The organism is Limnothrix sp. PR1529 (genome assembly GCF_002742025.1).
Taxonomy (GTDB): domain Bacteria; phylum Cyanobacteriota; class Cyanobacteriia; order CACIAM-69d; family CACIAM-69d; genus CACIAM-69d.
Genome location: NZ_LIRO01000045.1, coordinates 62,367 through 86,890, shown reverse-complemented (window position 1 = coordinate 86,890; position 24,524 = coordinate 62,367). Strand labels below are relative to the sequence as shown.

General features: G+C 54.7%; 18 protein-coding genes. 3 read left to right on the top strand and 15 right to left on the bottom strand.

All coding sequences use genetic code 11. The annotated features are described in order from the left end of the window. Nucleotides 1–107 precede the first annotated feature (107 nt). From AMR42_RS07595 to AMR42_RS20305, 7 genes are all read right to left on the bottom strand, one after another. Nucleotides 108–2,399: an ATP-binding protein gene (locus AMR42_RS07595; RefSeq protein ID WP_099532851.1), complete on the bottom strand. Its 2,292-nt coding sequence runs from the start codon at nucleotides 2,397–2,399 to the stop codon at nucleotides 108–110. A gap of 685 nt (nucleotides 2,400–3,084) precedes the next feature. After that, nucleotides 3,085–4,095: an NAD-dependent epimerase/dehydratase family protein gene (locus tag AMR42_RS07590; protein ID WP_099532850.1), complete on the bottom strand. Its 1,011-nt coding sequence runs from the start codon at nucleotides 4,093–4,095 to the stop codon at nucleotides 3,085–3,087. Between the two features lie 139 nt (nucleotides 4,096–4,234). Further along, nucleotides 4,235–6,007, bottom strand: a complete 1,773-nt coding sequence (locus AMR42_RS07585; RefSeq protein ID WP_099532849.1) for a cation:proton antiporter — start codon at nucleotides 6,005–6,007, stop codon at nucleotides 4,235–4,237. Between the two features lie 308 nt (nucleotides 6,008–6,315). Beyond that, a complete protein-coding gene (locus AMR42_RS07580) occupies nucleotides 6,316–6,930 on the bottom strand; it encodes a heme-copper oxidase subunit III (protein ID WP_099532848.1) in 615 nt (204 codons plus the stop codon). Between the two features lie 374 nt (nucleotides 6,931–7,304). Beyond that, nucleotides 7,305–8,981, bottom strand: coding sequence for a cytochrome c oxidase subunit I (gene ctaD, locus AMR42_RS07575; protein ID WP_099532847.1), 1,677 nt, complete (start codon nucleotides 8,979–8,981; stop codon nucleotides 7,305–7,307). A 94-nt stretch (nucleotides 8,982–9,075) separates the two neighbouring features. Next, complete coding sequence (locus AMR42_RS07570; RefSeq protein ID WP_099532846.1) at nucleotides 9,076–10,077, bottom strand: cytochrome c oxidase subunit II; 1,002 nt, start codon at nucleotides 10,075–10,077, stop codon at nucleotides 9,076–9,078. Then, complete coding sequence (locus AMR42_RS20305) at nucleotides 10,074–10,223, bottom strand: hypothetical protein (protein WP_158234395.1); 150 nt, start codon at nucleotides 10,221–10,223, stop codon at nucleotides 10,074–10,076. Before AMR42_RS20305 ends, AMR42_RS07570 begins: the two co-directional genes overlap by 4 nt. A gap of 585 nt (nucleotides 10,224–10,808) precedes the next feature. On the opposite strand from AMR42_RS20305, the gene AMR42_RS07565 reads away from it, so the two are divergent. Both AMR42_RS07565 and AMR42_RS07560 read left to right on the top strand, forming a co-directional pair. Continuing rightward, nucleotides 10,809–11,774 (top strand): heme A synthase, encoded by a 966-nt coding sequence (locus AMR42_RS07565; protein WP_099532845.1) that lies wholly within the window; start codon nucleotides 10,809–10,811, stop codon nucleotides 11,772–11,774. A 109-nt stretch (nucleotides 11,775–11,883) separates the two neighbouring features. Further along, nucleotides 11,884–12,882, top strand: coding sequence for a heme o synthase (locus AMR42_RS07560; RefSeq protein ID WP_099532844.1), 999 nt, complete (start codon nucleotides 11,884–11,886; stop codon nucleotides 12,880–12,882). A gap of 76 nt (nucleotides 12,883–12,958) precedes the next feature. Here AMR42_RS07560 and AMR42_RS07555 read toward each other — a convergent pair whose 3' ends face one another. The 3 genes from AMR42_RS07555 to AMR42_RS07545 all read right to left on the bottom strand — a co-directional run bounded on the left by AMR42_RS07555 (nucleotide 12,959) and on the right by AMR42_RS07545 (nucleotide 16,730). Then, nucleotides 12,959–14,461, bottom strand: coding sequence for an MBOAT family protein (locus AMR42_RS07555; protein WP_099532872.1), 1,503 nt, complete (start codon nucleotides 14,459–14,461; stop codon nucleotides 12,959–12,961). Between the two features lie 82 nt (nucleotides 14,462–14,543). Further along, on the bottom strand, nucleotides 14,544–15,986 hold the full coding sequence (locus tag AMR42_RS07550; protein ID WP_099532843.1) for a DUF3370 domain-containing protein: 1,443 nt from the start codon (nucleotides 15,984–15,986) through the stop codon (nucleotides 14,544–14,546). 552 nt (nucleotides 15,987–16,538) lie between these two features. Further along, the gene (locus AMR42_RS07545; RefSeq protein ID WP_099532842.1) at nucleotides 16,539–16,730 is read right to left on the bottom strand and encodes a hypothetical protein; all 192 of its coding nucleotides are present in this window, start codon (nucleotides 16,728–16,730) and stop codon (nucleotides 16,539–16,541) included. Between the two features lie 21 nt (nucleotides 16,731–16,751). Here AMR42_RS07545 and AMR42_RS07540 point away from each other — a divergent pair, with 21 nt between their 5' ends. Continuing rightward, nucleotides 16,752–18,317, top strand: coding sequence for a mechanosensitive ion channel (locus tag AMR42_RS07540; RefSeq protein WP_099532841.1), 1,566 nt, complete (start codon nucleotides 16,752–16,754; stop codon nucleotides 18,315–18,317). Between the two features lie 238 nt (nucleotides 18,318–18,555). On the opposite strand, the gene AMR42_RS07535 is transcribed toward AMR42_RS07540, so the two are convergent. The 5 genes from AMR42_RS07535 to ssuD form a co-directional block, all read right to left on the bottom strand. After that, nucleotides 18,556–19,776 carry an acyl-CoA dehydrogenase family protein gene (locus tag AMR42_RS07535; RefSeq protein WP_099532871.1) on the bottom strand — a complete coding sequence of 407 codons (1,221 nt, stop codon included), beginning with the start codon at nucleotides 19,774–19,776 and terminating at the stop codon, nucleotides 18,556–18,558. 80 nt (nucleotides 19,777–19,856) lie between these two features. Continuing rightward, the gene (locus AMR42_RS07530) at nucleotides 19,857–20,603 is read right to left on the bottom strand and encodes an ABC transporter ATP-binding protein (RefSeq protein ID WP_099532840.1); all 747 of its coding nucleotides are present in this window, start codon (nucleotides 20,601–20,603) and stop codon (nucleotides 19,857–19,859) included. 148 nt (nucleotides 20,604–20,751) lie between these two features. Continuing rightward, a complete protein-coding gene (locus AMR42_RS07525; protein ID WP_199858116.1) occupies nucleotides 20,752–21,591 on the bottom strand; it encodes an ABC transporter permease in 840 nt (279 codons plus the stop codon). Nucleotides 21,592–21,742: 151 nt separating this feature from the next. After that, complete coding sequence (locus tag AMR42_RS07520; protein WP_099532838.1) at nucleotides 21,743–22,762, bottom strand: aliphatic sulfonate ABC transporter substrate-binding protein; 1,020 nt, start codon at nucleotides 22,760–22,762, stop codon at nucleotides 21,743–21,745. A gap of 102 nt (nucleotides 22,763–22,864) precedes the next feature. Continuing rightward, the gene (gene ssuD / locus AMR42_RS07515) at nucleotides 22,865–24,034 is read right to left on the bottom strand and encodes an FMNH2-dependent alkanesulfonate monooxygenase (protein WP_099532837.1); all 1,170 of its coding nucleotides are present in this window, start codon (nucleotides 24,032–24,034) and stop codon (nucleotides 22,865–22,867) included. Nucleotides 24,035–24,524 lie beyond the last annotated feature (490 nt).

Genomic DNA, 24,524 nt, shown 5'->3' with positions numbered 1-24,524 from the left:
GGCGATCAAGCTTAATATCAAGATTTCATGACATATTGATCCGGATGTGCAAAACCCACTTCAGAAAATGTCAGGTTTTCTTGACTTATCCGAATTGAGAAGGGGCCCTACGCGATCGGGTCAGCGGCTGGCTGCCCCACCGGCAACCGCAGCCGAAACGTGGTTCCCTGCCCCAGGGTCGATTCACAGTTGATTTGGCCCCCGTGGCGATCGACCACGATTTGATAGGCGATCGCTAGCCCTAGTCCGGTTCCCTTGCCCACCGGCTTGGTGGTGAAGAAGGGATCAAACAACCGATGGCGAATGGTTTCGGAAATGCCGATGCCATTGTCTTGGATGACCAATTCTGCTTGGGGGCCCTGGTCGGTTTTCAGGGCCACCGTTTGCAGGGTGATGGTGGGTGTCCACCGGGCAGTTTCTCCTGAGCTTTGTTGAGCCATCTGCTGCTGCCAGGCCTGATCGAGGGCCTCGATCGCGTTGCTGAGGAGATTGATGAACACCTGGTTGAGCTGCCCGGGATAGCACCAAACGGGCTGTAGGTCGCCATATTGCTTAACGATGCGAATTTCTGGGCGATCGCTATACCGCTTTAGGCGATGAGACAACATTAGCAACGTGCTGTCGAGGCCATCGTGCAAACTCACGGGTTTGAGATCTACCTGATCTAAACGTGAGAAATTACGCAAGCCCTGCACGATTTCCTGAATCCGTCGAGTCCCTTCCTCCATGGATTGGATCAGGTTCGGCAAGTCATCCAGCACAAAGGTTAATTCCTCGGTGTCGATGGTGGCATTGGCTGCCGGGTCGATCGCCCCTGATCCCGCCCCAGATTGCGTGAGTCCCAACAGGGTTAAACAATCCGTGAGTTCTTCAATGTATTGCCGCAATACCCCCAAGTTGCCATGGATAAATGCAACGGGATTATTGATTTCGTGGGCAATGCCCGCCACCATTTGCCCCAAGCTGGACATCTTTTCAGTTTGAATCAGTTGGGCTTGGGCACTTTTGAGATCCTCAAGGGCCTGGGCTAAATCGGCCGTTCTGGTGGTCACCCGACTTTCTAGGGTTTGATTGGCGGATTCCAGAGCAATCAGGGAATTGCGGAGGTGGTCGGCCATGCGGTTAAAGGCCTGGGCCAGCTCATCCAATTCGCGAATATCAAAGGTTTCCGCTCGGTGATTAAGCTGACCGGCTGCCAACTGGCCAGCCGCTCCGGCCAGAGACTGCACGGGCCGCCCCAAACGACGCGCCATCACCAGGCCCAGAAACACAGCCAGGACGATCACCAAACCGCAGAGCAGGGTTGTGACGCGGCGATTTGCCTCAATTTGCCCCATGAAGGCCGATCGAGGCACGGTGGCCACAATCACCCAATCGAGTCCATCGGAATCCCGCCAAGGGGAAGTCCAGAGGAGATAGGTTTGGTGATCGACCTGGAAGGTTTCTGATAGGGGACTAACCACGGCCCCCAAACCGCCTTTTTGATTCAAATGATCGAAAGCGGCGACCAATCGCAGATCATTGCTGGTGCGGGCAGTGATCCGCTCCAAGGTTGATCCCTGTTCGGACGTTTTGAGCACAAACAGGGGTTGCTCGTTGCTGCTGGCCACCAAGTTTCCGTTCCGCTCCAGAATGGTGATGGTTAATTCTGGGTGAACGTTCAACTCCTTGAGCATGGCGCTGATGCGGGCCAACAACAGGTCAACCCCGATCGCCCCGATCGGTTGGCCACGGCGATCGCGAAAGGGAACGGCGTAGTTAATTGACACAAACTCTGGGGTGCTATCCCAAGCGTAAATGGCACTCCAGCCAGGACGGTTGCGCCGAATGGCCGCCTGATACCAGGGTTCTTTGCGGTGGTCATAGGAATACACCCCCAGTCGTTGCTGGCGACGACCCAGCCGATCGGCCCGATATTCCTCATAGCGCCAACCCAAGGCGGCCGATCGCTCCCCCACAATCAGCCCATCCCGCCCCACCCCGGAGCCTGCAAACTCCCCCGTGGCTAAGCCGAAGTTGATGTAGCTGGCATCGAAGGCCTGGCGTAATTGCCAGCTATATTGCCCCACCTGTTGCAAATTCTGGGGAGAGACCAACTCCGAGTTGAGGGCCATCAGAAACAGCCGGGTGGCCCGCTTGGGTTGCTCAAAGTATTGGGCTAGGCCACCGCGAATCCGTTCCCGGAGTTGCAGATGCAGGCGATCGGACAGCTCTTGGACTGATTGCTCTCCCGCCCACAGGGACAGGGCCCCGGCCACCACCACCGCCGCACAGGAAAGGCTCACAAACGGAAACGTTAGCACCCAAGCCAGCGATCGCCGCTTGGCCCGGGCAGAAATATCGGGAGGGCGAAAATAAGGCTCCATGGAATTGGGGGTTGTGGGGACTTTCGCAATCATTGGCTCAAAGTTGGGTCTAGACGGCGATGCTTCCCCGGCGACAGCGGTTAAATCAAGGGGCAATTTTGCAATTGCTTGAAACGCCTAACGCCAAGCGATCAACAAGCAATCAACAAGCGATCAGCAAGTGATTAACAAGCGATCAGAGGCGTGGCGCTAGACCCCGCTGCCCCGTGGGCCATGCGGGGAGTTGAACTCACGCGCCCGATCGATGGAGGTCAGACGGGTGGGTGAATTCTTTTCGTTATGATTGCCAGAATTACCGATCTATTCAGCGATCGCCCTCCCCTCCGGTCGTGATTCCTTGGTTTTGCGGGGGCGATCGGCTCAAGGTCTTTGGGTGACTGCTTTCTAGCCCCCGCGTGACTGATCCAGATCCCCAAGGCGATCCAGATCACAGTGAGCGAATCGCGGTGGGCAAATCACGGTAGGCAAATTACGGGGGGCGATCGGGTCAACGGTCACGAACCGATCGCCAACCCGAGGCCATCAACAGGCAGCGCCATCAACAGGTAGACACCAAAACCTAGCCCGGCCAACGTTGGGGCGGTAAAACTGCATCGCGAAATTTCACCGCGAAATTTGATCGCAAAATTTGATCGCGAAATTTCATGATTTGGCAGCAAAATCGGCCGAATACCTGGCTCCTTGGCTGCCGATTGTACTCAGCCGCCCATCCACACCGCTACAACCAGCGAGCTTGGTTCACGCGCCACTGTGCCAAAAGCTGCTGCTCTCGTTCCGGCGAAAGACCCGCCTTTAAATCCGCTTGGCGCGATCGATCCCAAGACCACAGATCGCGCACCGTGCCCGCCAGGGGGCGACATTTCAGACCAGCGGCCGCCGCCCGGCGAGTATCCATGCTGGTGAAGCCGCGCATGGGAGCTTCCTTGCTGGGGATCCAAAGGGGCAGCTCTGTCCAGGGCGCAACCCCCGCTTCTAGCAGAAAGTCCTCATGCACCCAATCGATTAGCGCATCGCTGCGGGTGACTCGGGCGCATTCATCCAACACTTTGTCTAGGGTGAGGGATTTTTCGGCAGTGCCAACGTTGTAGACCCCCGATCGCTGGGTTTCGCAGGTTTTGATTAGCCAAGCAGCCAAATCACGGGCATCGATCAGTTGTACCCACTGTTCCGGTGGCGATGGGGCTAACACGTCACCCCCTTGGGCCAGGCGACGCACCCAGTAAGTGAAGCGATCGGTGGGATCATAGGGCCCCACGATCAAGCTGGGGCGAGCAACCAACAATCGATCGCCAAAGGTCTCGGCCAACAGTTGCTCGCAACCTGCTTTCAGGGATCCGTAATCATCGCCGGTTTCGATCGAGGCTTGGTCATCCAAGAGGGGCGATCTCAGGGGATCGTTTTCCGTGATCCCCGGCAACCCAAAATCTTCGTAAACGGAAATGCTGGATAGGTAAACGTAGTGACCCACCGCATTCTGGAGCCGGGCGGCCGTGTAGCGAGCGGCTCGGGGTACGATCGCGCTGGTGTCGATCGCGCTGTCCCAGGTGCGATCGCTCAGGGCGGCCAGGTCATCCGTGAGCCGATCGCCCACCAGCCGCTCCACTGCTGGGAAGGGTTCCGGGTTGCGCCGCCCCCGCGTCAGGATGGTGACCTCATGGCCGCGAGCCACGGCCGCATCCACCAGATGCCGCCCCAGAAAGGTTGTTCCGCCCAAGATCAAAATTCGCATAGCCGTTGATTGTACTAGACCAACGGCCTGCGTCGCCTGTGGAGGGTCATCAACAGCTCTCGGGTCGATCGAGCCGGTTGCTCCCGGGCGATCGCTGGGCCGTAGCCCTCAACGGTGTTTTAGATCTTAACAACCTTAATTAGGCCGCCATTTCCTGGGGTTCCGGCTCGGCCTGCGGCTCAATGGCTAAGGTTTGGGGGGGTGGGTTGATGCCGTAGCAGTCTTGGCGAATCGTCCCCGTCAGTTGGCGCACATCGTCGCCATCTTCACCCAAGGTGAGCAGCAGATGAGAAGTCAGCTCCAAAGCCGCTTCAAACTCCGGTTGCACCACTTCCTTGGCTCCCAAATTGGTCAGCCGCTCAATTTCCGCACCATCGCGGGCCCGGGCGATCGCATCCAAATCCGGGGCAATCTTCAGGGCATGTTGCAACACCAAGCGGGTACTGGCGGGATCGGGTAACGCAATCGCCAGGGCCTTGGCGCGATCGATCCTGGCTTTTTCTAACACCAACTCCGAATCCGCATCCCCAAATAGGTAAGGAATTTTCGCTTCCCGCAGTTTGTTAATGACGGCTTCGCTATTGTCAATCACCAAAACTGGATAGCCTTGATCGCGCAAAACTTTGACGATGGTTTGACCAATTCGCCCATAGCCCGCCACCACCACTTGCCCAGCCAGTTCGTCCGGCATGGAGGTTAATTTTGGCTCCCCCAGACCCGAAAAATACTTGTTAACCCAAGACCAACGTCCCGCCACGTCCACGATCCAAGGCGCGGTGGCCAAAGACAGCGGAGTGAGCATTAGGGCGATCGCGGTGGTTCCTAGTAGCAGCAAATACAGCTTCTTATCAATTAAGCCCATGGCCAAACCTTGGGCTGCCAAAATGAAGGAAAATTCTCCAATTTGGTTAATGCCAAATCCGGCAAAAACTGCTGTTTTAAAGGAATAGCCAAATCGCAAAACCACTGGAGTGACGATCGCCGCTTTGCCGATCATCACTAACACCACCAGTCCCAAAATGGGAAAAATTTCTTCGATCAAAAGGTGGGGATCAATTAACATCCCGATCGAGGCAAAAAAGAGGCTGGCGAAGGTGTCCCGCAACGGCAAAATTTTCGAGAGCGCCTGATCGGCCTGGTCGAGTTCGGCAATCGTCACACCCGCCACAAAGGCTCCCATCTCGATCGACAGCCCCAGTTCCGCCGTCACGAAAGCCACGCCCAAACACCAGGCGATCGTGGTCAGCAAGAAAATTTCATTACTTTCCGTGGCCGCCACTGCGCTCATCAAGCGCGGCACAACCCACTTACCCGCCAGAATGGCCGCCCCCAAAAAAGCCGAGGCCTTCAGCAAGGCGATCGCCAACGCCTGCCCCAAGTCTTCCGGTTGGGTCAAGGCGGGTAGCACCGCCAACATCAATCCCAAAGCGATGTCCTGAGCAATCAGAATCGCCAGCATCACTTGACCATGGGGGGTGTTGGTTTCGCCCCGATCGCTCAAGGTTTTCAGCACCACCGCCGTTGACGACAGGGCCAACACCACCCCCAAAAACACCCCCTCGGGCAAATCCTTTGCCCAGCCGGTGAGCGTGGTGGCCGCCGCCACGATCGCGGTGGTTAAGCCCAGTTGCAGCAGGCTACCCTCGATCGCAATTTTGCGAACGCGCCCCAATTCTGAGAGAGAAAATTCCATCCCCAACGCAAACAGCAGAAACGCCACCCCAATTTCCGCGAGGGCTTCAGTTTGGGCTGCATCGCTGAGTAATTGCAAGCCGAAGGGACCAATAATGAGACCCGTCACCAAATAGCCCAAAATAACCGGCTGTCGGAGCTTATTGGCGATATATCCGCCAATAGCGGAGGTTCCAAGGACGGTTGCAAAGTCAAGAACAATGCCGTGTTCAATAGCCATCCTGAGCGCGATCCCGGGCTGATTGCGTAAGGTACTGCTCTTACATTAACGGAATTTACGGAAAATGTAAGATTCCTTAACGAAACGGCGAAGTGCTTCAGGCATCACCCATTCAGCACAGAGGGCGATCGGGGATCTCCTCCCGATCGCCCTCATTTGGGTCGCCAACTTGGAATGGGTTTGGGGGCAACGGTTAACCAATTAACCAACGTTCACCCGATCGCCCCACGTTTTTGTGGCCGGTACAGCTACAGCCAATACACCTTCAGGCAATAAACCTTCAGCCAATAAGCCTTCAGGCAATACAGCTACAGCAAATACAACAGCGCAAACAACACAATCCACACCACATCCACAAAGTGCCAGTAGAGTTCGGCTGCTTCGATCCCAAACTTACTTTGGTTGCTGTAATGACCTTCACGGCGCGATCGCCACAACACCGCCAAAATCAAAAACAGCCCAAAGCAAACGTGCAGTCCATGGAAACCCGTTAGCACATAAAAAGTGCTCGCAAACAGATTGGTGGTCAGGCTAAATTCCAAGTGGAAATATTCATAGAGCTGCCCCACCAAAAAGATGGCCCCCATGGCGGCTGTGATCCCAAACCATAGGCGCATTCCCTTCACATCATTGGCCCGAATGGCATCATCACCCTTGTGGATCACGAAGCTACTGGAAATCAGAATTAGGGTGTTAATGCCTGGCAACAATAGTTCCAGCTTTGGCGTGCCTTCCGGGGGCCAACTGGGCGCAACCGATCGAAAGGTTAAATAGGCCGCAAACAGGCCCAAAAAGATCATCGCCTCCGCCACCAAAAACAGAGCAATGCCAAACAGCCGCAAATCGGGATGATGTTCCTCGCTGCCATGGCTAGTGCTTTCGAGGGCGATCGACTGTTGAGAGTCAACTGCGGAACCTTGCATAGAAACCCAAAAGAAAGAAGGACAATGGAACGGCTATCTTGAAATCCAGTTTGCGCAGATTTCTAGGGTTGAGACTTCCAAAATCGGTAGTACCGGAGAGTGATCATGCCTGGCTAAGAATCCCTAAAAGATCCCTAACTGAACAGGGTCTGCATGTAATTGCATGATCACGACAACTGCCTCATCACCCTAGTAGCACGGCAAGTTGATTTTGATCGGTTAATTCATCGGTTAATTCAATGGCCTGTTGCTGTGACTCGATCATTAAGCAGCAAGGGTCTTAAGCCCCTTGTCATCACGACCGACTCCGCACGACCGACTCCGCAACGTTAACCCCATGAATCACGGCTGCCGCGCTATGAAAATCCAAATTCCTAGCGTGTTGAGCCACTCAAAATATCAGAAGCCTTCAGTTGCGAAATTGGCTTGCGGCTCGCACCCCGTTTCGTCACCCCGTAATCATAGGGGCCCGTTTTCAAAACCGGCTGACCCACAAAATTGTGCTCCGGCGGCGGTGAAGAAACCGTCCACTCCAATGTCAGAGCATTCCAAGGATTAGCCGAAGCCTTTTCGCCAGCCACCCAGGAATAAACCGCATTCACCAGAAACGGAATGGTAGACACAGCCAAAATATAGGAACCGATGCTGCAAATTGCATTCACTGTTGAAAATTGCGGATCATATTCCGCCACCCGTCGGGGCATTCCCATCAAGCCCAAGTAATGCATGGGCAAAAAGCAAAGATTGAAACCCACCAGGGTCAAAACAAAATGTACTTTTCCCCAGGGTTCATTTAACATTCGCCCGGTCATTTTGGGGAACCAGTGGTAGAGGGCCGCGTAGAGACCAAACACACTGCCGCCAAACAACACGTAGTGCAGGTGGGCAACGATGAAATAGGTGTCGTGAACGTGGATGTCAAAGGGCACGGAGGCAATCATCACACCGCTGAGACCACCCACCACAAACATCGACACAAACCCGATCGCAAACAGCATGGCGGAATTCAGCCGCAATTTGCCACCCCAAATGGTGGCCACCCAACCAAACACTTTGATTCCGGTGGGCACGGCGATGATCATGGTGGCAATCATGAAAAACATCCGCAACCATGCCGGTGTGCCACTGGTGAACATGTGGTGTGCCCAAACAATCAAGCCCAACAAACTGATGGCAATGCTGGAATAGGCGATCGCCTTGTAACCAAAAATGGGTTTGCGAGCATGGACGGGCAAAATTTCGGAAATGGCTCCAAACAGCGGCAGGATCATGATGTAAACCGCTGGGTGGGAATAGAACCAAAACATGTGCTGATAGACGATCGGGTCACCGCCCCCAGTGGGGTTAAAAAAGGCCGTTCCCGCCATCAAATCAAAGGACAACAGCACCAATGCGCCAGCCAGCACCGGGGTGGACATCAAAATCAAAATGGAAGCGGCCAACATGGCCCAACAAAACAGCGGCATGTCATTTAACGTCATGCCGGGGATGCGCATTTTGAGGATGGTGGCTGCAAAGTTGATCCCGCCCAAAATGGAGGAGGTTCCCAACAGCAAAATGCTGAGGATCCAAATTAGTTCACCCCATTGGCCACTGACCAAGCTGAGGGGAGGATAGGAAGTCCAACCGGCGGCGGCGGCTCCGGTGGGCACAAAAAAGCTGGCAATCAGCAGCAGCCCGGCCGGCGGAATCATCCAGAAGGCGATCGCGTTGAGCCGAGGAAAGGCCATATCCTTGGCCCCAATCATCAGGGGAATGAGATAGTTGCCAAAGCCTGCTCCGGCCGGCACAATCCACAGAAAAATCATCACCGTTGCATGGATGGTGAAGAGTTGGTTGTAGAGTTCGCGGCTCACGAAATCCACTTCCGGAGTAGCCAACTCCACGCGCACGGCGGTGGCCAAGGCTCCACCAATCAGGAAGAAGAAAAAGCTGGTGACAAGGTATTGAATGCCGATGACTTTGTGATCGACGCTGAAGCTAAAAAACCGTTGCCAGGGTTCGGGATCGGGTTCGATCGCGCCGGGCGTTCTGAGTTCTGCTGGAGCCATAGCAACGACAAGAGACAACAAGAAACAACAAAAACCGAAAAGTTGGATGTCAATTCAGCCCAGCCCGGATGCTGAGGCCAAGGGTGACCGCTGACTACAGCGCAGCGGGGGCCAATTGGGCGATCGAACGGGTCTCGATCCCCAGCCGATCGCTGTAAACCTGTAAATATTCCGAATCCGTCAAATTTTGAGGATTTTGCGCCAGGGTCACCGCTGATCCTTGGCCCGTTTCCGTGGTTTCCGCCTCGGGCATCACGCTTGCCACCCAGGCTTCATACTCTTCCGGTGTTTGCACCAGTACTTCGGTGCGCATTGCCCCGTGGAAGGAACCGCAAAGCTCGGCGCAAACGATCGGGTAGCGGCCTGGCTGGGTTGCCCGGAAGCGTAATTGTGTGGGGCGACCGGGGATCGCATCCTGCTTAATCCGAAACTGCGGAATCCAGAAGGCGTGCAACACATCCATGGCGGAAATGTTGAGCTGCACATCCTGACCCACGGGCACATGCAGTTCCCCTGCCATCACGTTCAAGTCAGGGTAGTTAAAAATCCAGGCGTATTGCAGCCCCTGCACATTGACTTGCAAGTCGGGGGCTTGGCCTTGGGAATCGGGAGCTGCCCCCAGCCCTAGGGCCACTTCCGTACCATTCATGGCCGGGGCCTCATCCAACGTGGCGGCGATCGCGGTGTGGTGGCCGTGGTGGTGGGCCATGCCCATCCCGGCTCCACTGGCCATCGGATCCAAGCCTCCCATGGAGTTATACACATCAAAGCTAAAGACCGAGATGCCCAAACAGATCACGGCGGGGATCGCAGTCCAAAGGATCTCTAGGGGAATGTTGCCCCGGATGGGCGGGCCGTCGGTGTCATCGCCGGGCTTGCGCCGAAAGCGCAGGATCGCATAAATCAAGCATCCTTGCACCAGCAGAAAAAGGCCCGTGGCAATGGTCAACATGGCCCCAAACAGGCGATCGACCTCGGGCGACACGTCCGTAGCCGACACCGGCAGCAGGAAATGATAGTTTTGCCCAACCCAAAGGCTGATTAGCGTTAAGCCAATGCCCATCAGCAGGGTCAGGATCGTACTAGGAACATTCATGGTGGTGCGTCACGCAAGACTGCAAAGGCAAAGGGCAACAGGCGATCGGGACAGGTCTGCCCCTCCGTTGGGGGCCAACGGCCAAGCGAGGGCGGCGGCCAACGAAGGGGAAAGGAGCGGGGGCAGCGGCCCATTGCGCTTGCCACTGCGTTACTGCCTTCAAAGGTAGACGTTTTTTTCAGGGAGCTGATTTGGTTTGTCAATATTTTTAAATATCTTTAGGATTCTCTTTGCCGTTAACAACCTTTAGGAAATCTTTGGGTTTCCTGGAGTCTGGCGATGGTGATTTTCAGCGATTCTGGCCGTGATTTGTCATCAACAATTAACATGCTCTAGATTGTGCGAACTCATCGGTTGCCAAAAATCTTGAAATTTTGGGGCGATCGCCCATTGATACATCAATATCTAGGGATTATTTGAGGATTGGGCTGAAAATTACCCTAGGGGGACGAAGGGTGACAGTCCTGGAAAAGCTGTTATTTACAATACAAACTAAATCAAAAATCGTTTGATATGTAACGCTTTCTTGGGGACAAATTTTGATCAAATGGTCAGTTCTTGATGAGCTTACCGTTAGTTGACGGCGAATTTTAGGTCGAATCGGCTAATTGTTGTACATTGCAACGTGTTGCAATCTTTGACATGACATTTCCGCAATTTTCGGAACTGAGTTATGGTGGCGATGCACCTCATTGCTGCTTTTTAGACTCAAGATTTTCTTAAGAATTCCTATGGCGGAAACCGTGTTTCATCAGGCGGGGCATTCTTCCGAATCGGTGAAGACCTCGATCGCGATCGCCGAGGTCAATTCATCTTTGGGAAGCGATCGAGTGCGGTGGTTGGCCAAGCGGCTGGCGGTGGCGGCCTGGTTGCTGATGGCGATCGGCTCGGCCACCCGCGTGGCTAATGCGGGTCTCGCCTGTCCCGATTGGCCCCTCTGCTATGGCCAGGCGGTTCCCTGGACCCAGATGAATTGGCAGGTGTTTTTGGAATGGTTCCACCGACTGGATGCAGCAGTGGTGGCCTTTGGGGCCCTGGGCTTGGCGGGTACGGCAGTCCGGTTTCGGCGGGAACTGCCCGGTTGGGTGGTTCCGGCAACGGTGGCGGCCCTGGCCCTGGTGGTGTTGCAAGCGGGGCTGGGGGCCCTGACGGTGACGGAGTTGCTGCGGTTTGACGTGGTGACGGCGCACTTGGGGACGGCGTTGGCATTTTTGGCCCTGTTGGTGGCGATCGCGGCGGGCCTGACTCCCCAACAGGCTTCGGGCACGGCGGCCGGCTTGGCGGGTTGGGCCCTGCTGGCGGCGATCACGATCGATGTCCAAAGCCTGATCGGTGGCATTGTCGGATCGCGCTGGGCGGTACACCAATGCCTGGAGGGCGATCAGCTCTGCGGCGTTCTCCACACCCACTTTTGGGGCATTGTGCCCGCTGTCTTGACCATTGGCATTTTGCTGATCATGGCTTGGCGCACCCCGGCTTTGAATCCGCGCCTCCGTTCCCTCCGGAGCCTGATCGCCCTGTTGTTGGTGGCGCAATTGGCCATTGGTTACAGCACCTATCACTTTCAATTGCGGGTGGCAGGGCTAACGGTGCTGCATGAGGCGATCGCGGCGGCCCTGTTGGCTTCGCTGGTGGCCTTCACGGTTTGGGCCGGGCGCGATCGGTTGCGGGAGTCGCCCGATGGTCTGACAGCCTAAACAGCTCAGGCCTCGCCCAGAATTCCCCAAGAATTCCCCAAAAATTTCCAAGAACTCCCCAAAAACTCCCAAGAACTCGCTGGTTGTTGATGTTGCCGGAATAGCTGCTATGCAAGAAATTGTGCAAAACCTGTCGAACATGACCGAGGAAGCGGCTGCGTCGCCCTGGCAGCGAGCCGGGTCGATCGTTCGGAGCTATATTCAGCTCACCAAGCCCCGGATCATTGTGTTGCTGCTGATTTCCACCGCAGCGGCCATGGCCCTGGCTGGCGGGGGTGATGTGGATCCGGTGCTGTTTTTGGCAACCCTGGCCGGTGGGGCCTTGGCTGCCGGTTCCGCTAATGCGATCAACTGCTTCTATGATCGCGACATTGATTCGATCATGGTGCGCACCCAAAAGCGCCCAATTCCCTCCGGGCAAATTCGCCCCCGCGATGCTCTGATATTCGCGATCGTCCTGGGCGTTGCGTCCTTTGGGCTGCTGACCTGGATGGCTAATCTGCTGGCGGCTCTGTTGGCGATGGCGGGAATTGGCTGCTATGTGGTGGTCTATACCCACTGGCTGAAGCGCCACAGTCCCCACAACATCGTGATTGGCGGCGCGGCGGGGGCCATTCCGCCCCTGGTGGGTTGGGCCGCCGTGACGGGCACGCTGGATTGGCCCGCCTGGGCGCTGTTTTGGATTATTTTCCTTTGGACTCCGCCACACTTCTGGGCGCTGGCTTTGATGATTCGGGATGACTACGCCAGCGTGGGTGTGCCCATGCTGCCGGTGGTGAGTGGCGACGAGGCCACGGCTAAGCAAATTCTGGGTTACTCGATCGCCCTGGTTCCTTTGACCTTGGCGTTGGCTTGGCCCTTGGGCGAAACCGGTTGGCTCTACGGGGCGATCGCCCTGATTTTGGGGAGCATTTTGGTGCAAAAGTCCTGGCAACTGCTGGCCCTACCGAGCGATCGCGCCGTCGCACGGGATCTGTTCAAATACTCGATCGGCTACCTGATGCTGCTCTGTGCCGGAGCCGTTTTGGCTGGGTTACCGGTCACCCACAGCTTGCAACTGGCTTTGTTTGACCAAGTGCAATCTCTCTGGCTGGCGATCGCCGCCTAGTGACCCAAGGCTCCAAGGGTCTCGCTAGATCTAGCGAGACCCAACGAGGCCTAGAAGTTAGGCCCAGAAGTTAGGCCTAGAAGTCAAAGTAAATAAACGGTACGCCCTCGGGCCCCAGAATCCAGACCAGATAAAGGCAGATGGGGACGAGGGCGATTTTTACCGGCTGTGTGAGCTGCAACCGCAGGCCCCGTTGACCAAACCAAGCCACCACCATCAGCAGCGCGATCGCCCCCAAGGCCGCGCCCAATCGCCAAGGATCCAACCCCAACGCTTCGTCATAAACCTTTTCTAGAAAAGCCCCATCGCTCGATCGGCCCCAAAGGTGTTGAAACACCAAGCTCGACTGGCTCCAGTCCGGCAACCGAATCAGCACCCAGCTCAAAAACACCATCAGTTGCGTCAGGCCCCAAGCCAGAGCCACCCCCGCCGGATGGGCCCACAGGGCCGCCAGGGGACTGAAACGGTGGGAAGCCGCATCCACCAACCGATGCACCGCCAAAGCCAGCCCATGGGCCCCACCCCACAGCACATAGCCCCAGTTGTCCCCATGCCACAGGCCACCCAATAACATCACGATCATCAGGTTGATGCAGGTGCGAACCAGGCCTTGGCGGGAACCCCCCAAAGGAATGTAGAGATAGTTTCGGAGCCAGTCACCGAGGGTGATGTGCCAGCGTCGCCAAAAGTCCGCAATGCTGGTGCTGAGGTAGGGAAAATCAAAATTTTGGGGCAGTTGAATCCCGAGCAACATCGCGCTGCCTCGGGCGATGTCCACATAGCCACTGAAGTCCAGATAGAGCTGGAAACCATAGGCCCCGATCGCCAACCACAAGTCCCCGCTGCCCGCCCGCTCCAGGGTTCCGGGGCTGAAGATCGTGCGGACCCATAGGCCCAAGGAATCGGCAATCAGTCCCTTTTTGATGGAACCGCAGGCAATCAGCCACAGACCTTCGGTGATTTGTTCAGCCCGGGGATTGCGCGGCTGGTCTAACTCTTCCAGTTGGCTCGCCAAGCCGTGATAGCGGACGATCGGCCCGGAAATGAGCTTTGGGAAAAAGAGCTTATAGGTACAAAATTTCAGCCAATTGCGGGCCGGAGGCGCACCGCGATAGACATCCACAAGATAAGCAATACATTCAAAGCAAAAAAAGCTAATGCCGAGGGGCGCTTCGATTCGATCGACCCAATTAGCCGCATCCAACAGGGGCGGACTCTGGAACGCCCAGCCCAGGGAGTTGAGGGCAAAGGGCACATATTTAAACCCAAACAACAACAGCAAATTGAGGCCAATGCCCACCCATAGCAGGCGTTTTCGCTGTCGCTGTCGGGCTTCCGGGTTTGGCCCGCCCACGTAATGTCGAATCGATCGCCGATCGGTCCGCAACATCCAGCCCAAGCTGTAGTTCAGGGCCGTGCCCACCAACAACAGAGGAACGTAGAGGGGTTGCCGCAGCCCATAAAAAATCAGACTGGCAACCAACAGCAGGCCCCATCGCCCCGATCGCCAGGGCAGCAGCCAAAACAGGCCCACCGTTGAAATCAGCAGCCAACCATAGACTTGCGACAGAAATGTCATGGAATGCCCCCGTTGCTTCCCCCGAATGATAGGGCTGGCCGTTGCCCAGAAATCCAAATCGACGACTCAGGGACGATCGCCCCTAACGGATGGATTGCACCGTCAGCACTTGGGGCGGTGTGGCATCGGGCGGATAGAGAAAATTCACCTGCACCACCCGCTTGGAACCGGGTCGTAGGTTCAAGGTGGCGAGGGGTTGCCCCTGTTCACCCCGATGTTGCACCACATGGATGAAGCGATCGATCGGATTGCCCAAATCATCTTGGTACTGCAACCGAATGGGCCCCCGGAAAAAGACCCGCTCTTCGGGCGGCTCCAAAAATCGTAGTTGATCGCTCGGCCCGTCCTCCTTCAAAGGAGTTTGAAACAAAATCGCCACCTGTTGCGGGCTGCCGGTGCGATTGGTTAAGGGCAAGGTCAAGCTATATTGCACCCCGTAATTACCGTGGGCCAGATAGGCCGTGTCGGGATAGCGAGCCACCATGGGCGCACTTTGAACCTGGCGCGTGCCCAACGTTCCTCGGGGCAAGGTGGCGATCGGGTAGGAAATGGCCCCGCCATCGGTAGGCACTCGCAGTTCATTCACCCCCGGATCCGTGAGGGTGGCCTCCCAGCGCGACCCTTTGGCCACGCCGGCCACTCGGCCATAGAAGAATCGAGCACTGGTTTCCGCCAAGCTCAAGGAGGTGGGAGCCACATCACGTGGGCCCGAAAGACCGCTGCGCACCAACAGGTATTGCCACTCCCGCAGGCTGGGAATTTGTTCGCGGCCGTCGGGGGTCTTGGGCGAGAACATGGCCAAACTGGCCAGATAGACCGGCCCATTGGACTCGGCCCGAATCAGGGTCGATCGAGTATTGGAGGAGGGGGTGATTTTGCCCACTGGAATCGGGGAATTCACCACCATTTCTGCTTCCCGAGGCCCTAGCCGCAGATTCGATCGCAGCAGGCCCCGCCGCCGACCGCGCAACACATCCCCCACCACGCGGCTGCCAGAGCCAGAATAGATTGCCCCGATCGGGTCTTCCAGATAGGCCGGCAAGGGTTTAAAGGGCGCTTCAAACCGGCTGATATAGCTAGCGGATTCGCGAATGTTCACCTCAACGGTGCGCGGCCCCGGGTTATAGACCATCACGCCCTGAAACAGCGTGCGTCCTTCCTGATAGGCCGCCGCCCGGGAAATGTGATGCGAAAAAATATCAAACCGCCCCTGAAAGGCATAGTTGAGGTGCGCGGAAGGCACGGCCATGCCGTTGGCCGGAAAAGTGGACAGCAAAATCCCTTCCGTCAGCACCACTTCAGGGCTGTTGCTGTTAAAAACCGGCACGTTGTCCAGCCGCCCGGGGAGCGATCGCACCTGATGGCGCTGGGTAATCTCTCGCCGCCGCACGGGCTGCGGAGCCAAAATTTCATCTTCTGCGGCCTCCCGGTTCCCTGGGGAATCGGGTTCGGCCTGTTCGATCGGGGGCAGTTGAGCGACGGGCCCCACCTGGAGCGGAAACAAGCCAAGGAGCAGAGAGAGCATGGACTCGAAGGCAAATACTAGGAATGGAGTGGTGCGGGCATGGCCTGAGGCACAGACGGCCATTAGCCGCTGTTTCGGCCCAGAAAAACAAAGGAAAACGCTAATGGATCCAATTCCATGCACCGGCTGGCCGACGGAGGATTAACTGGCAAAGGGCTATTTTTAAGCCGTTGACCAGTATGCCTGGATCGGGGTTGCTTGAGGGGGTCAGCGATCGAGAAACCCGGGGTGAAAGGGGCTGAAACCTCAGTGAACCACAGAAGACGGCGGAGACCGTTGGAGAATTGTGGACTGCCGGCGTTTTCTGTTGATCGAAATCCTGAGAGAAACGCCCCAAACTTTAACATTTTCTATTGGGGGGTGAATGCCCCCGGACGGATCTCCAGAAACCTGATCCCGCGCCCAGGATGCCAACAACCGCCTGTTTGCAAGTTTTGAGCCTGTTGGCCACCGCCAGCCAACGGCGCGATCGGGCCCCTTGAACCGCTGGCTCCCCAGAGACCTTCCGTAATCCATCTGTTAGCCTTACGGTATCGCAACGGCCAAGGCGGCTCAACCCGTTACTAGCTGTGCTTTGAAGCCTGATGGAATGGTGCTGGCGGCCCCAATTGGCCCCCAGTGGGTTTCGCCCATGGGGGCCCAGCGATCGCCGCGATCGGCCAACCGTCCCCCAATCCCCAAATTTGGGGCGGGGCCAAGGGTAACAGCCCGATCGTGGTGGCCCTTCCATCCCTTCAGGTGCATTCCACTGGAGCATCACAATCCATGACAATCGCAATTTGGCAAATCGTTTCTATGCCCCCAGCCCTTGCTTTGCCCGGGGCTGCGGCCCTTTATTCGGCCCAAGTGCCCCCAATTCCGGGCACGAGTCCGGATGTGGCCCCCTTCTTGAATGGTTTGGTGCGGGGGCTGGTGGCCCTGTTGGTGGGCTGGCTGTTGGCTATTTTGGTGGCCAGCGTGGTGCGCCACCTCCTCAGCCGATTGGATGTGGGGCGGCGGCTGTCGGGTTGGCTGTCGGGTCAGTCGGCTAACGATGCCACCCTTGTCCCGATCGAAAACTGGGCCGGGGCGATCGCCTTTTGGACGATCATGCTCTTTGCCATTTTGGTTTTCCTGGATGCGGTCGGTCTGCAGGCGGCTTCAACCCCCCTTCAGCGCTTTTTAGGGGAAATTCTGGGCTATGCCCCGCGTATCTTTAGCGCCCTAATTCTCACGGCGCTGGCTTGGCTTGTGGCCACGGTGGTGAAACTGCTGCTCACCCGAGGGCTACAGCGCTTTTCCCTAGACGATCGCTTGGCGAGTCAAATGGGCGGCAGCAGTCCGATTCTGCTGAACGAAACCCTTGGCAATATCCTCTACTGGCTGATTCTGCTGCTGTTCCTGCCTTTTGTGCTGGATGCCCTGGCCTTGCAAGGGCCGCTGGAGCCAATTCAAGGGGCCGTGGCTCAGGTGCTAGAAGCGCTGCCACGAATCTTTAAGGCGGTGCTGGTGGGGGCGATCGGTTGGTTCATTGCTCGACTGGTGCGGGTGGTGTTGACCAACTTCCTGGGATCGGCAGGGGTCGATCGCCTCGGTTACCGCATTGGCCTCAGCGGATTGGCAGGAACCCAAAGTCTGTCTTGGATTGCGGGAACCATTGCCTACACGGTGATTTTGATCGTCACGGCCATTTCGGTTTTGCAAGAGCTGCAAATCCAGGCCATTTCGGAACCCGCCGTGGCCATGCTGAATGAAATTCTGCTGGCAATTCCGTACATTCTGCGGGCCGTGATTATTCTGGCGATCGCCTATGCGATCGGGCGGTTTGTCGCCAATTTGGTCAGCAATTTCCTGAGTGGTGTGGGCTTCAATAACATGCCCCTCGCCTTAGGGCTGCCCATGACCGTGGGGGCCAAGTCTCCTTCGGATATTGCCGGGATCATCACCCTGGTGGGCATCATGCTGTTTGCCGCGATCGCCGCGATCGACAGCCTGAAAGTGCCGGAACTGACGGCCCTCGTTGCAGGGCTGACCACCATCCTCGGTCAAGTGCTCGTCGGGGCCTTGATTTTTGCCGTGGGCCTGTATCTGGCTAATTTGGCTTACCGGGTGATTGCCATGCCCGGCTCTCGCCAAGCCACCCTGCTGGCTCAAGTGGCCCGGTTGGCGATCATTGTGTTGGTGGGGGCCATGGCGCTGCAACAGATGGGAATTGCCCCGGATATTGTGAACCTGGCCTTTGGTTTGATCTTGGGCGCAGTGGCCGTGGCCAGCGCGATCGCCTTCGGTTTGGGCGGCCGTGATGTGGCCAGCGAGCAACTCCGCGAATGGATCAATAACCTCAAGCGCTAACCTCAAGCGCTAACCTTTGGTGTGATTAGTGCGATTTCCAGCGCGATCGTCAGCGCCAAAGGTTGTTAGCCAATTCTCAATGTGCTGATCCTGGCGTTGGGAAATGACCAAAAACAAAGACAAGGGGTTTAAACCCCTTGTCCCACCCGGCAAAACTAGGACAGAAATGCTTGGTGCATTCTTGCGGTTAGTCTTCAGAAACCCGAAACCCTAGCCTAAAAACCTAAAGATAAAAACCCTAAAGATAAAAGTCAGGCTTCGGTAAGCGCTCATTCAAAACCCAATCGCCAAGGGCTTTGATCTTGTAATCAATCGGATCATGAAGCGTGAAGGTTCGGAGGTTACGCCAGAACTGATCAAACCCGTAGCATCGACTGCTCGATCGCGCACCCATCGCCTCAAAAATTCCACTCGTCACATCCAATCCAACCTGGTGGGTAACCACCTTAGCCGAGGCAATTGCCAGGGCGCACGCAGCTCGCTCCTCTGATGACAGGGCCCAACTGCGATCCCAAGCGGTTTGCAAGCGCTCAGCCGCCCGGTCACAAAGCGCCGTAGCCGCCTCCAACCCAGCCCACCATTGACCATACCGTTGAAGGATATAGGGATCGTCACCAGCGGTGGGCACTCCGGCAGTGGGCCAAGGACGAGTGCAATGGCGAGTGTAAAGCTTGGCGCTATCTAACGCCCCCAGTGCAATTCCTAAGTAAATATTGGCTAGGTTGAGTTGTGTCAAACAGGCCCGAATGGTTCGGAATGGCTGATTGACTTGAGTTTGGTCTTCCAAAATTTCTTCCGGCTTCACCAAAACATTGTTAAAAACAACGCTGCCGCTATCGGTCTGACGTTGCCCAATATTGTCCCAATTATTTTGCAGCTCAATTCCAGCACGTCTCGTAGGCAAAATGGCAATGACCTGCTTGCCGGATGCTTCTTCAGTGGCCATGGTCGGCAAAATATCCGAGTCTTTGGCTCCTGAGCAAAATGTTTTAAATCCATTCAGGCGATAGATCCCACCCTCTCGACTTAACTTGAGATTGTGGTCTAGGGGATTGAGCGCATTACACCAAAACCAATTCTGTTGAATAGTTTCTTGATAGTAATAATCTCGCTGCTGAACAGTTCCAAATAGGTAAGGAATGATCACTCCCAAGTTGTGGTAGGAGTAAATATGGGCGATCGAGCTATCTACCTTGGCAAATTCGCGACTAATTTGCATTGCCAGAATCCAACTTTCTCCCCAGCCACCGGCAGAGCTGGGAATGATTAGCTTCAAGAGTCCGCTGTGACGTAGGCAATTGCGCTCAAGCAAGGGAGTCACGCCGGCTGCGTCTCGCTCAATCACCGTTGTCGAAAAATCTTCTGCTAAAGATCGAGCAACTGCCAACGGGTCAAGCCGGTTTTGCTCAGTCCAATCGCTAACCAAAACACTAGATCTTTCAGGTCTTAAGTTCGTCATAATGTCCTTGGCGATCGGGAAATCGGTCATCAACTGCAATTTACTCAGCAAGCCAACTCAAGTAGCTCTGAGGTTTGGGTTTAACGATTTGCCAACTGTAGCTCCCTAGAAAAGTTGAGTGCATCTAGAATTTCGATCTTCCAACGCTGAAACTCTAGGCTCGTGCGCGATCGAGGACGTGGTAAATCGATGGTGAACTCTCGATAAACCCGTCCAGGACATTGCAAAACAATCACTCGATCGCTGAGTAGCACCGCCTCTTCAACATCGTGGGTTACGAGTAACAAAGTTGGGCGATTCTCTTGCCACAGATTCAGCAAATGATCTTGTTGCTTGAGGCGAGTAAACGCATCCAATGCGCTAAATGGTTCATCCAGCAAAAGAATCGATGGACGAGTCACTAAAGCACGGGCGATCGCCACACGCTGCGCCATCCCACCTGATAACTGTCGAGGAAGTGCATCCGCAAACTGGCATAAACCAACCCGTGCAATGGCATCAGTGGTCAGCTCATCACGAACTGGGGGCGGTAATTTTGACAAGCCAAAGGCAATATTTTGACGAACTGTCAGCCAAGGCATTAAGCGCGGTTCCTGAAAGATCGTGCTCACCTTGGGATGTGGTTTTCGGATCACTTCATCATCAATCAGAACTTGCCCCAGGCTCGGATGCTCCAGACCGGCAATAATTCGTAGCAAAGTACTTTTGCCACAGCCGCTAGCACCGACTAATCCAACAATTTCACCCGGTTCTAGCGTCAAATCAATTCTGTCAATGGCAATGTAACCATTTCTGAACTGTTTTCCAACTCCATCAATTTTTAGCATGTTCAATAGCCCTCACTCACAGCGAGTCATATTCAGGTTCATCAATCCAACTGAGGCTCAAATTCATTCAAACTCTGGGAATCCCAAATTTCAAAAATTCCGCATCATAGTTTGACAATGCTTCATGCTTTCGTTCTTGGACAATGCTCTAAACAGATTGCTCACTCGATCCATAAACATCCTGCCAATACAAGAGACGCTTACCAAAAATCAGAAGAATCAAATCCGTGGTCTTCCCAATGATTGCGAATAGCAAAATGCTGCCCAAAATAATTGAAGGTCTTCCGGTGGCCTGTCCATCAACCAACAAAAACCCTAAACCTTGGCTGGCACCCATAATTTCAGCAGCAACCACAAACATCCATCCCAATCCCAATCCACTTCGTAACCCAACTAAATAAGCTGGTAGTGTGGCTGGGATAAAAACTCGCACAATAGATTCCCAATCGCTTAATCGATATACCTTGCCAACCTCAACCAGCTTGCGATCGACCTCTCGAACTCCCGTCATCAGATTTAGATAAACTGGAAAAAAAACTCCCACTGCAATCAGGGCTATTTTTGAAGGCTCCTGAATACCTAGCCAAAGAATAAATAAAGGAACCCAAGCCAGGGATGGAATACTCCGCAGTGCCTGCAACAGGGGATCGCACAATTGATGAAAAACTCGAAAATATCCTGTCAGAGCACCAATAATGGTTGCGAGACCACCACCAATCAAAAACCCCAAAAGCACCCTGTAAAGCGTGATGCCAATATGCCCAAAAAGTTGACCATCAACTGTCAGTTGCCAAAGTGTTAGCAAAACAACTGATGGTGCAGGCATCAAGTTTTCTGGAAAGATGCTGAGTCGCGAAAGAACTTCCCAAGTCAGCAGTAGAGCTACTGGCAAAATTCCTCCTTGGAAGATGGATGAATCCCGCCAGCGAATTTTCTGATTGGGCCGCAGTCGTCTAATCTCAGATTGCCTTTTGATGGTGGTGGTCACTGTTCTGACAAGCCTCAACTAGGTTCATATTTCCGGATTTGCCTGACCAGTCTGATTTTAGAGTTGACTTGCTTTCAGCAGCCAATTGATTACTCATGACTACTCATGATTACTCAATAGCTTAGTCAAGCCAACTCTCGGAATCAGTCAATTATTTTTTGACAATCTGATCAATGTACTGGGGATCGATGAGACTATCTACAACCTGATTGACGTTGACCGACTCTGAAATAATGCCACTTTTCTTGAGGACGCTCCCCGCTGCTACAATGGCATTCTTCTGTTGCCCGCCAATGGCTGAATTTGAAAGATCAGTTCGCTCCAGTTGCTTGGCCGCCACGGCAGGACTCAGCTTGGATTCCTTGACAAGAACTGCTTTCAATTCTTCCGGATTTTCCTGTGCCCATTGCCGTCCTTGTTCGTAGATTCGAAGCACACGTTCAACCAATTGTGGATAGCGTTGTGCAAATTCCTCCCGAACATTCAGTACGCCATAGCTATTGAATTCAGGGTTGCGGGAAAACAAACGAGCGCCACTTTCCAATTCAGCTTTTGCCATATGCGGGTCGAGGCCGGCCCAAGCATCAACGTCACCCTTTTCAAGGGCAGCACGACCATCTGCGTGTTGCAGCGGGATAATTGTCACGTCTTTGTCGCTCAGTCCCACTTGATCCAGGGAGCGCAGCAGGAAAATGAAGGCATCAGTGCCTCGGGTGGCAGCAACTTTCTTGCCTTTGAGATCCGAAACACTTTTAATTGATGACTCGCCCTTGGTGACCAAGGCCACCCACTCGGGTTTGGAATAGGTATAGATTGACTTGATGGGATTACCATTCGCCTTCCCAATCAGGGCGGAAGCTCCAGCCGTTGAGCCAAAGTCTAAGCTACGAGCATTCAAGAACTCCAAGGCTTTGTTACTGCCTTGACTTAAAACCCATTCAACTTGGATTTTGTCTTTTGCAAATTCCGACTCAACCCAGCCCTTTTCTTTCAGAACAAGGCTCACAGGATTGTAATAGGCGTAATCTAATCGAATGGATTTGGGCAAGTCTGCTTTGGTTGCATTGCTGCATCCCACGGAAACGATGAAAACCAGGGCAAGACTTAGCAACCATTTAGGAAGCTTGAAGGTTTTGGCAATGAAACGAACAACTGTACTTTGACTGCTCATGCTTAGCTCCTGGTCATATGGAGAACTTGACGGATTGACAGTGTTGGTTAAACGGCGATGACGATTTCTTGCTGGAATTCCTAGTGCTTGCCAGCGGATGAACTAAACCGGTGCTGATTGGGGAGAGGGCAAACGATCGCGCAAGCTCTGGGCTGAGGCATCGCCAAAGGGGCCAAACATCAGGGGATTGACTAGATGTTGGGTGGATTGTTGTTCAACGGGAGCCAGGGGGAGTCGAGGCAGTAACAACTCCGCTGTGCGATAGGCTTCTTCCAAGTGGGGGTAGCCCGAGAGAATGAAGGAATCAATGCCCAAGTCCGCGTATTCCCGTAAGCGTTCGGCAACTGTTGCGGGATCGCCAACCAACGCTGTTCCGGCTCCTCCGCGCACCAGGCCAACACCCGCCCAAAGGTTGGGAGAAATTTCCAGGGACTCTCGACTGCCGCGATTGAAATGGGTCATGCGACGTTGGCCTTCAGAATCCATGCGAGCAAAATCCGCCTGTGCGCGAGCAACTGCTGACTCGTCCACGTAACGCAGTAGGTCTTCTGCGGCTGCCCAGGCTTCGGATGTTGTTTCTCGCACCACCACATGCAGCCGAATTCCAAATCGTACCGATCGCCCTTGGGATTCGGCCTGTTGTCGAACATCAGCAATTTTTTGAGCGACGGCGGCTGGCGGTTCGCCCCAAGTCAGATAGGTATCGGCGTGTTTGGCTGCGACCCGGTGCGCGGCAGTTGATGAGCCGCCAAACCATAGGGGCGGATAAGGTTTTTGCAGTGGTGGGAAAACTTGCTGTCCACCGCGCACATCAATATGGCTACCGGTAAAGTTCACGGTTTCCTGAAGCAGCAGCTTTCGCCAAACTGTCAAAAACTCGTCAGTGAGGGCGTAGCGATCGTCGTGGGCTAAGTGCAGGCCATCGCCTGCTAATTCCACAGGGTCGCCACCGGTAACAACATTGATCAGTAGTCGGCCCCCAGAGAGGCGATCGAACGTGGCGGCCATGCGTGCTGCCACACCCGGCAGCGTGAGTCCGGGTCGCACGGCTACCAAAAATTTCATCCTCTGCGTTACAGCAATGAGCGCCGAGGCAACAACCCATGCGTCTTCGCAGGCCCGCCCTGTGGGCAATAGTGCTCCCGAAAACGGTAGGGCATCGATCGCCTGAGCAAGCTGTTTGAGATAGGCGAAATCTGAAGGACGACCGCCAATATTCGTCCCCAAGTAGCGTCCATCACCATAGGTTGGAATAAACCAAAGGACATTCACAGTTGGCTACTCACGTTCAATCAAAAGGTGGGGATGAGGCCGGAGCGCAAACGCTTTTGAACTTTAAAAGCGTGCATCTCATGGCTGGTTTAATTGGCGGCTCCAGGTGAATGGGGCTGACCGATATGGCTGGCTCATATGCTTGGTCTATGCCTATGAATTGAAGCCATGTTTTACAAAATACGATATTCAGATCGGAATACCGTATTTTCTCGAAAGAATATTACACAGATCTCAAGAATTATGCAAGTTCAGTTTCGAATATTTCCTTCAGTTGATCGAACAAGCGTCGAGTGAAGACCTGAAAAATCAGAATTTTATTCCCGATATCAAATTGCTGTGTGTCTTGCTCCGTAAGGCTTTCGCGAATGTATTTAAACTAAAAATCTCTCGTGCTTTGTATTTTTCTGAAGTGGGCTAGGTGCTTTCACGTTTCGATCGGTACAGTAGCTAATGCATCACTCGCTTTAGATTAATTGCCTGTTTTTGT